Source organism: Streptomyces acidicola (assembly GCF_009377235.1).
GTDB classification, from domain to species: Bacteria; Actinomycetota; Actinomycetes; order Streptomycetales; family Streptomycetaceae; genus Streptomyces; species Streptomyces acidicola.
Window position 1 is genome coordinate 1 of record NZ_VMNX01000285.1, and the last position, 11,110, is coordinate 11,110.

Annotated in this window: 10 protein-coding genes; 3 read left to right on the forward strand and 7 right to left on the reverse strand. The window is 71.8% G+C overall.

Features of this window, described 5'->3' with window-relative positions:
- Positions 1-77 precede the first annotated feature (77 nt).
- From infB to rimP, 4 genes are all read right to left on the reverse strand, one after another.
- Positions 78-3,179 carry a translation initiation factor IF-2 gene (gene infB, locus FPZ41_RS40610; protein WP_322621353.1) on the reverse strand — a complete coding sequence of 1,034 codons (3,102 nt, stop codon included), beginning with the start codon at positions 3,177-3,179 and terminating at the stop codon, positions 78-80.
- A gap of 177 nt (positions 3,180-3,356) precedes the next feature.
- Positions 3,357-3,638 carry a YlxR family protein gene (locus FPZ41_RS40615; protein ID WP_322621354.1) on the reverse strand — a complete coding sequence of 94 codons (282 nt, stop codon included), beginning with the start codon at positions 3,636-3,638 and terminating at the stop codon, positions 3,357-3,359.
- A gap of 126 nt (positions 3,639-3,764) precedes the next feature.
- The gene (gene nusA / locus FPZ41_RS40620; protein WP_322621355.1) at positions 3,765-4,763 is read right to left on the reverse strand and encodes a transcription termination factor NusA; all 999 of its coding nucleotides are present in this window, start codon (positions 4,761-4,763) and stop codon (positions 3,765-3,767) included.
- Positions 4,764-4,765: 2 nt separating this feature from the next.
- Positions 4,766-5,275 (reverse strand): ribosome maturation factor RimP, encoded by a 510-nt coding sequence (rimP, locus tag FPZ41_RS40625; protein ID WP_152869134.1) that lies wholly within the window; start codon positions 5,273-5,275, stop codon positions 4,766-4,768.
- A 217-nt stretch (positions 5,276-5,492) separates the two neighbouring features.
- On the opposite strand from rimP, the gene FPZ41_RS40630 reads away from it, so the two are divergent.
- Genes FPZ41_RS40630 through FPZ41_RS40640 form a run of 3 tightly spaced genes read left to right on the forward strand, consistent with a single transcriptional unit; the run spans position 5,493 to position 7,461 of the window.
- Complete coding sequence (locus tag FPZ41_RS40630; protein ID WP_322621356.1) at positions 5,493-6,026, forward strand: hypothetical protein; 534 nt, start codon at positions 5,493-5,495, stop codon at positions 6,024-6,026.
- A complete protein-coding gene (locus FPZ41_RS40635; protein ID WP_322621357.1) occupies positions 6,023-6,508 on the forward strand; it encodes a ferritin-like domain-containing protein in 486 nt (161 codons plus the stop codon). Before FPZ41_RS40630 ends, FPZ41_RS40635 begins: the two co-directional genes overlap by 4 nt.
- 38 nt (positions 6,509-6,546) lie before the next feature.
- Positions 6,547-7,461, forward strand: coding sequence for an aminoglycoside phosphotransferase family protein (locus FPZ41_RS40640; RefSeq protein ID WP_152869146.1), 915 nt, complete (start codon positions 6,547-6,549; stop codon positions 7,459-7,461).
- Between the two features lie 117 nt (positions 7,462-7,578).
- On the opposite strand, the gene FPZ41_RS40645 is transcribed toward FPZ41_RS40640, so the two are convergent.
- The 3 genes from FPZ41_RS40645 to FPZ41_RS40655 form a co-directional block, all read right to left on the reverse strand.
- Entirely contained in the window at positions 7,579-9,282 is a 1,704-nt protein-coding gene (locus FPZ41_RS40645; RefSeq protein WP_152869136.1) for a proline--tRNA ligase, read from the reverse strand.
- A gap of 113 nt (positions 9,283-9,395) precedes the next feature.
- The gene (locus FPZ41_RS40650; RefSeq protein WP_152869138.1) at positions 9,396-9,965 is read right to left on the reverse strand and encodes a GNAT family N-acetyltransferase; all 570 of its coding nucleotides are present in this window, start codon (positions 9,963-9,965) and stop codon (positions 9,396-9,398) included.
- A gap of 181 nt (positions 9,966-10,146) precedes the next feature.
- Entirely contained in the window at positions 10,147-11,001 is an 855-nt protein-coding gene (locus FPZ41_RS40655; protein ID WP_322621358.1) for a GNAT family N-acetyltransferase, read from the reverse strand.
- Positions 11,002-11,110 lie beyond the last annotated feature (109 nt).

Here is an 11,110-nt window from a genome sequence, read left to right on the forward strand (position 1 = left end):
GGCGAAAAGCCCCGGTCGGGGTGGCCCGGCAGGAGGATCCCTGCCGGGCCACCCCGACCCGGTTCAGCCCGCGGGTGTCACACCCGCGGCTTCTCGCGCATCTCGTACGTCGCGATGACGTCGTCGACCTTGATGTCGTTGAAGTTGCCGAGGTTGATACCGCCCTCGAACCCTTCGCGAATCTCGGTGACGTCGTCCTTGAAGCGACGCAGGCCCTCGATGTTGAGGTTCTCCGCGATGACCTTGCCGTCGCGGAGCAGGCGGGCCTTGGTGTTCCGCTTGACCTCGCCGGAGCGGATGAGAACACCCGCGATGTTGCCCAGCTTGGACGACTTGAAGACCTCGCGGATCTCCGCCGTACCGAGCTCGACCTCCTCGAACTCCGGCTTGAGCATGCCCTTGAGGGCCGCCTCGATCTCCTCGATCGCCTGGTAGATGACCGAGTAGTAGCGGACGTCCACACCCTCGCGCTCGGCCATCTGCTGCGCACGCCCGGCGGCGCGCACGTTGAAGCCGATCACGATGGCGTCCGAACCCATCGCCAGGTCGATGTCGGACTCCGTGACCGCACCGACGCCGCGGTGCAGGACCCGGATGTCGACCTCTTCGCCGACGTCCAGCTGGAGCAGGGAGGACTCCAGGGCCTCGACCGAACCAGAAGCGTCGCCCTTGATGATCAGGTTCAGCTGCTGGACCTCGCCGGCCTTCAGCACCTTGTCCAGGTCCTCCAGCGACACGCGGCGCGTGCGCTTCGCGAAGGCCGCGTTGCGCTCACGGGCCGCACGCTTCTCGGCGATCTGGCGGGCCGTACGGTCCTCGTCGACGACGATGAAGTTGTCGCCGGCACCCGGGACGTTGGTCAGACCCAGGACCTGGACCGGCGTGGAGGGGCCGGCCTCGGCGACGTTGTTGCCGTTGTCGTCGAGCATGGCGCGCACGCGGCCGTAGGCGTCGCCCACCACCATCGTCTCGCCGACCCGCAGCGTGCCTCGCTGGACGAGCACCGTCGCCACGGCACCGCGGCCGCGGTCGAGGCGGGACTCGATCGAGATGCCCTGCGCGTCCTGCGTCGGGTTGGCCCGCAGGTCGAGCGAGGCGTCGGCGGTCAGGATGACCGCTTCCAGCAGCGAGTCGATGTGCAGACCCTGCTTGGCGGAGATGTCGACGAACATCGTGTCGCCGCCGTACTCCTCGGCCACCAGGCCGTACTCGGTCAGCTGACCGCGCACCTTGGTCGGGTCCGCGCCCTCGACGTCGATCTTGTTGACCGCGACGACGATCGGGACCTCGGCCGCCTTGGCGTGGTTGAGCGCCTCGACCGTCTGCGGCATGACGCCGTCGTTGGCCGCGACGACCAGGATCGCGATGTCGGTCGACTTGGCACCACGGGCACGCATGGCGGTGAACGCCTCGTGACCCGGGGTGTCGATGAAGGTGATCTTGCGATCCTCTTCGTTGACCTCGGTCGTGACCTGGTAGGCACCGATGTGCTGGGTGATGCCGCCGGCCTCGCCCGCGATGACGTTCGTCTTGCGGATGGCGTCGAGCAGGCGGGTCTTACCGTGGTCGACGTGACCCATGACGGTGACGACCGGCGGGCGGACCACCAGGTCCTCCTCGCCGCCCTCGTCCTCGCCGAACTCCAGGTCGAAGGACTCCAGGAGCTCGCGGTCCTCCTCCTCGGGGCTGACGATCTGAACGGTGTAGTTCATCTCGTCGGCGAGGAGCTGGAGCGTCTCGTCGGAGACGGACTGGGTCGCGGTGACCATCTCGCCGAGGTTCATCATGACCGCGACGAGCGACGCCGGGTTGGCCTTGATCTTCTCCGCGAAGTCGGTGAGCGACGCACCGCGCGACAGGCGAATGGCTTCGCCGTTGCCGCGAGGCAGCATCACGCCGCCGACCGACGGGGCCTGCATGGCCTCGTACTCCTGACGGCGCTGCCGCTTCGACTTGCGGCCACGACGCGCGGGACCGCCGGGACGGCCGAAGGCGCCCTGCGTGCCGCCGCGGCCACCCGGACCACCGGGACGACCGCCGAAGCCGGGACGGCCACCGCCGCCACCGCCGGGACCACCCGGGCGACCGGCGAAACCGCCGCCACCGCCACCGGGACCACCGGGACGGCCGGCGAAACCGCCGCCACCGCCGCCACCCGGACGACCGGCGAAACCGCCGCCACCCGGACGACCGCCGCCGCCACCACCGGGACGACCGCCACCACCGGGACCACGCCCGCCGCCGGGGCCACCGCCGCCGGGACGCGGGCCGGCAGCCGGACGCTGCGGCATCATGCCGGGGTTGGGACGCGGACCGCCGGGGCCGCCGCCGGGACGCGGACCGCCCTGAGGACGGGGCATGCCGCCCGGCGTCGGACGGGAACCGCCCGGAGCCTGGGGACGCGGACCGCCACCGGCCGCACCCTGCGGACGGGGACCGCCCTGACCGCCGCCCTGCGGACGCGGAGCGCCACCGGGACCACCGGGGCCGCCGTGGCCACCGGGCCGGGGCGCACCGCCCGGACGGGGCGCCTGGGGGCGCGCCATGCCGGTGGAGCCGCCGGAGGTGAAGGGGTTGTTACCCGGACGCGGACCGGCCGGACGGCCGCCGGGACGCGGCGCGCCCTGACCACCCTGACGCGGTGCACCGGGTCGGGGCGCCTGGCCCTGACCGCCGGACGGACGGCCGCCACCGGGCTTCGGGGCACCGGGACCCGGACGGGCACCCGGACGCGGGCTCGGGGCCGGGGCCGGCGACGGGGGCGCCGTGAACTCCGGCTGGGCCGGAGCCGGAGCCGCCGGGGCGGGCTTCGGCGCGGGCTTCGGGCCGGGCGTGGGGCGCGGACCCGGAGCCGCGGCCGGGGCCTGGGCCGCGGCCGGGGCCGCGGGCTTCTCGGCCACGGGCGGCTTGGGCGCCACCGGTCCCGGGCGCGGGCCCGGACGGGCGGCCTGCGCGGGAGAGGGCGCCGCCGGCCTCGCCGGGGCAGCCTTACGGGGGGCCGCCGGCTTGGCGCCCCCATTGCCCTGCTGGAGGGCATCAGTCAGCTTGCGTACTACGGGCGCCTCGATCGTCGAGGACGCCGAACGGACGAATTCACCGAGTTCCTGGAGCTTGGCCATGACGACCTTGCTCTCAACCCCGAACTCCTTGGCGAGTTCGTATACCCGGACCTTAGCCACTTCGCTCCTTTTAGGTCCGGGTTGCGGCCGGACCGTCGCTACTTCATGGGCGTACTCATCGCGTACTCATCGAGTGCTCATCGCAATCTCGACCTACTTCCGACTCGCGAGGTACCTGGCCGCACGGGGTTCCGCACGACACGTCTTACGGTGTTGCATGCTCAGCACAACCTCTGCTCAGCAACTGTCCGACTGCTCGACATAACGGCGCAACGCCTTTATGTCGAGCGGACCCGGGACGCGCAGCGCCCTCGGGAACGCCCGGCGGCGTACCGCCTGGTCAAGACAGACCGGGGCCGGGTGTACATAGGCACCCCGGCCGGGCAGCGTACCGCGAGGATCGGGAACGCACTGTTCCTCGATCGCCACGATCCGCAACAGATCGTTCTTGGCCGCTCGCTCCCGGCACCCCACACAGGTGCGCTCAGGGCATGCGCGGGCACGCGTCCGGCCAGACACCCCTAAGTCTACCTCCCCGCACCGACCTCACCCCTTCGGGGCAAGGATCGAACGGCTGTTGTCGTGATCCAACCGACCTGCGGCTTGGATCTATTCCCCGCTCCCCGGGAAGTGCCCCGGGGAGCACTACTCGGTCGGCTGCTCGGTCGGCTGCTCGGTGTCCGGCCGGATGTCGATCCGCCAGCCGGTCAGCCGGGCCGCGAGGCGGGCGTTCTGCCCCTCCTTGCCGATCGCCAGGGACAGCTGATAGTCCGGGACCGTCACCCGTGCGGAGCGGGCCGCCATGTCGACGACCTCGACCTTGGAGACCCGGGCCGGGGACAGCGCGTTCGCCACCATCTCGGCCGGGTCGTCCGACCAGTCGACGATGTCGATCTTCTCGCCGTTCAGCTCGCCCATGACGTTGCGCACACGGCCGCCCATGGGGCCGATGCAGGCGCCCTTGGCGTTCAGCCCGCTGCGCGTGGACCGGACCGCGATCTTCGTCCGGTGGCCGGCCTCACGGGCGATGGCGGCGATCTCGACCGACCCGTCGGCGATCTCCGGCACTTCGAGCGCGAAGAGTTTCTTCACCAGATTGGGGTGCGTGCGGGAAAGGGTGACGGACGGACCGCGGACCCCCTTCGCCACTCGGACGACGTACGACCGAAGCCGCATGCCGTGCTGGTACGTCTCGCCGGGAACCTGTTCCTGCACCGGCAGGATGGCCTCCAGCTTGCCGATGTCGACGAGGACGTTCTTCGGGTCGCGGCCCTGCTGGACGACACCGGTGACGATGTCGCCCTCGCGGCCCGCGTACTCGCCGAGCGTCGCGTCGTCCTCCGCGTCCCTCAGGCGCTGCAGGATGACCTGCTTGGCGGTGGTGGCGGCGATACGCCCGAAGCCCGACGGGGTGTCGTCGAACTCACGCGGCTCCTGCCCCTCCGACAGGTCCTCGGGGTCCTCCTTCGCCCACACGGTCACATGGCCGGTCTCCCGGTTGAGCTCCACGCGCGCGTGGCGGCGGCTTCCCTCGGTGCGGTGGTAGGCGATGAGGAGGGCCGACTCGATCGCCTCGACCAGCAGGTCGAAGGAGATCTCCTTCTCCCGCACCAAGCCCCGCAGGGCACTCATGTCGATGTCCACGGCTACGCCTCCTCCTCTTCCTTCATGTCCTTCTGTTCCTTGCGGTTGAACTCCACCTGGACGCGCGCCTTCGCGATGTCGGCGAAGGCGAGCCGGCGGGTGGTGGCCTTGCGGCCCTTGACTCCGGGGACTTCGACGTCGAGGCCGTCCTCGTCCACGGTGAGGATCCTCGCGACCAGGTCGCCGCCCTCGTGGAGCTGGAACCTCACCAGGCGGTCCGTGGCACGCACGTAGTGCCGGTGCTCGGTGAGGGCGCGCTCGGCACCGGGGGTGCCGACCTCCAGGTCGTACGTCCCCTGGCCCATCGCGTCCGTCTCGTCGAGCTTCGCCGAGAGCGCGCGGCTCACATCGGCCACGGCGTCCAGATCGGCGCCCGAGTCGGAGTCGACGACGACGCGGAGCACACGCTTGCGTCCGACCGAGTCCACGGCGATCTCTTCGAGATCCAGGCCCTGGGAGCGTACGAGCGGTTCCAGCAGTTCTCGCAGCCTCTCGCTCTGGGTGGTGCTCATCCGGGTGACTCCTCGGCCGCGTGTGCTGTTGTGGGGACGTCGCGTGTCAGGTCAAAGGGTATCGGTTCCCGAGGTGTGTTGCCGTCCACTGGGGGCGCCTGGCACTGGCTCCACGGCGCCGGTGACGGATAGTGCGCCGGTGCGCGGGTACCGTGATCACGGGCTAAACCGCTTTTCCGTTCGTAGGACCCATACGACCCTCCCGAGGACGTCTGCCGTGCCGTTCACCCTGCCGTCGCGCACCCCGTCTGCCGGGCCGCACAGAAGGAGCCTGCTCGCCGGGGCCGCGGGCGCGGTTCTGCTCGTGGGCTGCTCGCCCGGCTCCGAGTCGGCCACCACCGTGGGCAGCCGTTCGGCCGCCGACCGGGCACGCGCGCGCGTGGCGCGCGACAGTGAGGCGCTCGTCGAGCGGTACACCGCCGTGCTCGCCGCGCACCCGGCGCTGGCGGGGCTGTTGGAGCCGCTGCGGGCGGAGGTCGTCCGGCACGCGGAGGCGTTCGGGGGCGGCGCGTCGGCCGCGCCGTCGGGCTCGAAGCCGCCGTCCGCGTCGGCGTCGCGCTCGGCGAGCCCCTCCCCCGTTCCCACCGACGAGAAGTCCGCTCTCGCCGAACTGGCCAGGCACGAGAAGCAGCTCGCGGACCGCCGTACGAAGGCACTCCTGGAGGTGCCGGGCGAACTGGCCCGGCTGATGGCGTCCGTGGCCGCGGCCGGGGCCGGACACGCGTTTCTGCTGACGGAAGGTACGAAGTGAGACGGATCGCCGGCGCGGGCGGGCCTTCGAAGGCCGACGAGCTCAAGGCGCTGCAGGCCGCGCTCGGGGCCGAGCACGCCGCCGTGTACGGGTACGGAGTCGTCGGCGGGAACATCGGTGAGGCCAGGCGGGAGGAGGCCAGGGAGGGCTACGACGCCCACCGCGCCCGGCGCGACGAACTCACCCGCGTCGTACGGGACCTGGGCGGCAAACCCGTGGCCGCGGACGTCGCGTACACGCTGCCCTTCCCTGTGGGGGACCCCGACTCCGCCGCACGGCTCGCCGTCGAGCTGGAGGAGGGGGTGGCCGGCGTGTACTCCGATCTCGTACGGGCCAGTGAGGGCGACCGGAGGCTGGCGGCCGCTCGGGCGCTCCGGGAGGCGGCGGTGCGGGCGGTCCGGTGGCGGGGCGGCAGCGTAGCCTTCCCTGGTCTCACCGAGCGGGCGGCCACACGGACCCCGTCGGCGGCACCGCACACCTGAACGCGACCTGGGAAGGGAACCACTCGCACATGGCTCGCATGGCTTTCGAACCGCCGCAGCGCCTCGTGCGGGCGCTCGCCGAGGCGCGGCTGGGCGGGGCCGACGGGGTCGGCGACTGGCTGGACAAGCTACCCGATCTGGTACAAGAGGCCGTCGCGCTACGCGAGTTGACCGTCGAACGGGTGCAGGCTCCCGGAGGGCGCAGCAGCCTGGTGCTGCTGGTGCGGCAGTTCGACGGAACGCCCGCCGTGCTGAAGCTGGCGCCGCACCGGGCCCGGCCCGAGAGCGAGCGGGCGGCCCTCGGCCACTGGGACGGGCGGGGCGCGGTACGGCTCCTCAACCCCGGCGACACACCGGGCGTGCTGCTGCTGGAGCGGCTGCACCCCGACCTGTCCGTACGGTCGCTGCCCGAGGCCAAGGCGCTGTTGGAGGCGACGGGAGTGCTGCGGCGGCTGTGGGTCGAGCCGCCGGACGGTGACGGGCACCTCTTCGAGACGGTGGCCGAGCGGACGGGACGGCAGGCCGAGGCGATGCGGGCGGACGCCGCCGACCAGGACGTCGCGCCGCTGGTCACCGCCGCGCTCGCCGCGCGGGACGAGTTGCTCACCTCGCCGCCCGAGGAGCGACTGCTGCACGGGACCTTTCGGCAGAGCAAGGTGCTCGCCGGTGAGCGGATGCCGTGGCTGGCCGTCGGGCCCGATCCGGTGGTCGGCGAGTGCGCGTTCGACCTGGCCCGGCTGGTTCGGGACCGCGTGGAGGACGTGATCGCCTCGCCCTCCGGGGCGGCGACCACCCGGCGCCGGGTGAAGCGGCTCGCCGAGTCCCTGGACGTGGACCAGGAGCGGCTGCGGGGGTGGACGCTGTTCCGGTCGGTGGAGTCGGGGCTGCGGGCCCGCCGGGTGGGGCGGGCGCGGGACGCGGAGTTGTTGCTGGAGTTCGCGGGGTGGTTGTGAGGTGCGGGTGCGGGTGCGGCGCTGAGTGCTGCCCCTGATCGTCGTAGGCCGAGGCCGGCTGGAGGCGGCTGTGGTAGCGCGTCTCCAACCGGCCTTCCGCCGGGCGCTGTTACGCCGTTACGCCGTCAGCCGCGCGATGGCCTCGTCGACGGTCAGTTCCTCACGCTCACCGGTCTTCCTGTCCTTGAGCTCCAGCACGCCCTCGGCGGAGCGGCGGCCGGCCACCAGGATCTGCGGGACGCCGATGAGTTCGGCGTCGGTGAACTTCACGCCCGGGGAGACCCCGGCGCGGTCGTCCACGAGGACGCGCAGACCGGCGGCACGCAGCTTTTCGGAGACGTCGAGGGCCAGCTCGGTCTGCAGCGCCTTGCCGGCGGCGACCACGTGGACGTCGGCCGGGGCGACCTCCCGCGGCCAGCACAGGCCCTGCTCGTCGGCGCTCTGCTCGGCCAGCGCCGCCACGGCACGCGAGACGCCGATGCCGTACGAACCCATGGTGACGCGGACGGGCTTGCCGTTCTGGCCGAGGACGTCGAGCTTGAGGGCGTCGGCGTACTTGCGGCCGAGCTGGAAGATGTGGCCGATCTCGATGGCACGGTCCAGCTTGAGGCCGGTGCCGCAGTTGGGGCACGGGTCGCCCTCCTCGACGACCACGACGTCCACGTACGCGTCGACCTCGAAGTCACGGCCCGCGACGACGTTCTTCGCGTGCGTGTGCTCCTTGTTGGCGCCGGTGATCCAGGCCGTGCCGGGTGCCACGCGAGGGTCGGCGATGTAGGTGACCTTGTCACCCAGGCCCTGCGGACCGACGTAGCCGCGGACGAGGTCCGGCCGGCCCACGAAGTCCTCCGCCGTCACCAGTTCGACGACGGCCGGGGAGAAGTGCGCCTCGACCTTGTCCATGTCGACCTCGCGGTCGCCGGGGACGCCGACGGCGACGATCTCGCCGTCGACCTTGACGAGGAGGTTCTTCAGGGTGGCGGAGGCCGGGACGCCGAGCGAGGCGGCGAGGGTCTCGATGGTCGGGGTGTCCGGGGTCGGGATCTCCTCGGCGGCCGGCACGTCCGCCGCGTCCACCGGCTTCAACTCGTACGTGATCGCCTCGGTGTTGGCCGCGAAGTCGCACGTAGGGCAGTCCGCGAAGGTGTCCTCGCCGGCGGCGGCCGGGGCGAGGAACTCCTCCGACTTGGAGCCGCCCATGGCGCCGGCCGTGGCGGCGCAGATGCGGTAGTCGAGGCCGAGGCGCTCGAAGACCCTCTGGTAGGCCTGGCGGTGCGCCTCGTAGGACTGGGCGAGGCCCTCGTCCGCCAGGTCGAAGGAGTACGAGTCCTTCATCAGGAACTCGCGGCCGCGCAGGATGCCGGCGCGCGGGCGGGCCTCGTCCCGGAACTTCGTCTGGATCTGGTAGAGGATCACCGGCAGGTCCTTGTAGGAGGACGCCTGGTCCTTCACGATCAGCGTGAAGATCTCCTCGTGGGTCGGGCCGAGGAGGTAGTCGCCACCCTTGCGGTCCTTCAGGCGGAACAACTCGGGGCCGTACTCGTCCCAGCGGCCGGTCGCCTCGTACGGCTCACGCGGCAGCAGCGCGGGCAGCAGCACCTCCTGGGCGCCGATCGCGTCCATCTCCTCGCGGACGATCCGCTCCACGTTGGCGAGGACCTTCTTGCCGAGCGGCAGCCAGGTCCACACGCCGGCGGCGGTGCGGCGGACGTAGCCCGCGCGGACCAGCAGCTTGTGGCTGAGGACCTCGGCGTCCGCGGGGTCGTCGCGCAACGTCTTCGCCAGCAACTGGGACATGCGCTGCACCGGTGCGTTCGCCATGATTCTCGTACTCCTGCTGCGTAAGGGTGATGGCAAGGAGGTTAGCCGTGCGGTGCTTCCCGGTGGAAATTGACCAGGGCCGCAGGGCCTCGGGGCCCCGGGGTCGCTCGGCCTCAGCGGCGGCGCAGGGGCAGTGGGGCGCCCATCACCGCGTACGGCTTCGGGGCGCTCGGGAACAGCACCTGGCTGGCCAGGTCCTCGTAGCCGAGGGAGCGGTACAGGCCGCGGGCCGGGCTGTCGGTGTCGATCGCGGAGAGGATCGAGCGGGGTTCGGCGACGCCGTCCGTGATGGTGGTGATCAGGGACCGGCCGATGCCGTGGTTCTGGTAGTGCGGGTGGACGTGCAGTTCGGTGATCACGAAGGAGTCGTCGAGCCAGCCGTCGTGACCTCGGGCGCGCAGATACGGTTCGACGACGGTGGACCACCAGTGCGCACGGTTGTTGGGCATGCCGTAGACGAAGCCCACGAGCCGGTTCTGGGGGGTGGTGGCGCCGAGCGCGCGGGCTCCCGGGTAGGTGAGGTGCCGCAGGACGATCTGCCGGCGGACGGCGACCTCGTCGGCGCCGAGCCCGAAGGCCACGGCCTGGACGGCGAGGGCCTCGTCGACGCGCGCGGCGAGATCCAGCGGGCCGATGACCACGTCGCCGGGGTTGCGGGGGCCCTGACCGGGAAAGCGCAGCATGTCGGGGAGACTACCGGGGCGCTGCGCCGGGTTGGGCGGTGGGGACTGACGGTTCTCGGTCAACCACATGGTGTTCGTGGTTACTCATCGTTCGTGGTTACTCGTCGTTCGTGGGTGCTCGTCGCGTTAGTGGCTGCGCGTCGTGCGTGGGTGCTTGTCGTTCGTGCGTACTCGCGCCCGCTCAGAACAGCACGCTCATGAAGGCGCCGATCTCTTGGAAGCCCACTCTTTGGTACGTGCGCCGGGCCGCGGTGTTGAAGTCGTTGACGTACAGGCTCGCCACGGGAGCCACGTCCGTGAGGGCGTAGCGCAGTACGGCGGCCATGGCGGGGGCGGCGAGGCCCCGGCCGCGGTACTCGGGGGCGACCCAGACGCCCTGGATCTGGCAGGCCTGGTGGGTGGCCGCGCCGATCTCCGCCTTGAAGACGACCCTGCCGTCCGCGTCGAGGCGGGCGAACGAGCGGCCGGAGCCGACGAGTTCGGCGACGCGGGCCTGGTAGAGGAGCCCGCCGTCGCCGGCGAGGGGCGATACTCCGACCTCCTCGGTGAACATCGCCACGCACGCCGGCATGATCGTCTCCATCTCGTCCTTGCGGATGCGGCGGACGCACGGGTCCGGGGCGACGACATGGGCGGCGGGGAGCCGGTCGGTGACCATGAGCGGCTGGTGGGCGCGGACCTCGCGGGCGGGGCCCCAGCTGGGTGCGAGAAGGCGCCAGAGCTGGGCGGTGGGTTCGGCGGGGCCGACGATGGAGGAGCAGCGGCGGCCCGCGCGGCGGGCCCGGTCGGCGAAGGCGCGTACGGCGCGGGGGGTGGCGCAGATGGGGACGAGGTTGGCGCCCGCGTAGCAGAGGCTGGTGAGCATGCCGTCCTCGTACCAGCCCCACATCTCGCCGCCCAGGCGCCAGGGGTCCAGGCCGGCGACCTGTACCCGCGACGTCACGAAGGCGTTCGCGACGGGCTCGCGGTCTAGGACGGCGAGTGCGGCGTCCAGGTCACTCGGTTCGAGGACCCTGGTGGTCGTCTGGGTCAACACGTGCGGGGGCCTCACCCTGGGGACTGCTGATCTCCGCACTGTACCCGGCGAATTTGCGGCGCGCCGCCTCGATGGGGTTGCCCTCCGGGCGGGACGGTACGGGGGCTGT

Excerpts from the sequence above, each read along its gene's own strand:
- FPZ41_RS40645 (WP_152869136.1), bottom strand. The coding sequence starts at position 9,282 with ATGGCGAACGCACCGGTGCAGCGCATGTCCCAGTTGCTGGCGAAGACG.
- FPZ41_RS40650 (WP_152869138.1), bottom strand. The coding sequence starts at position 9,965 with ATGCTGCGCTTTCCCGGTCAGGGCCCCCGCAACCCCGGCGACGTGGTC.
- rimP (WP_152869134.1), bottom strand. The coding sequence starts at position 5,275 with ATGAGCACCACCCAGAGCGAGAGGCTGCGAGAACTGCTGGAACCGCTC.
- FPZ41_RS40640 (WP_152869146.1), top strand. The coding sequence starts at position 6,547 with ATGGCTTTCGAACCGCCGCAGCGCCTCGTGCGGGCGCTCGCCGAGGCG.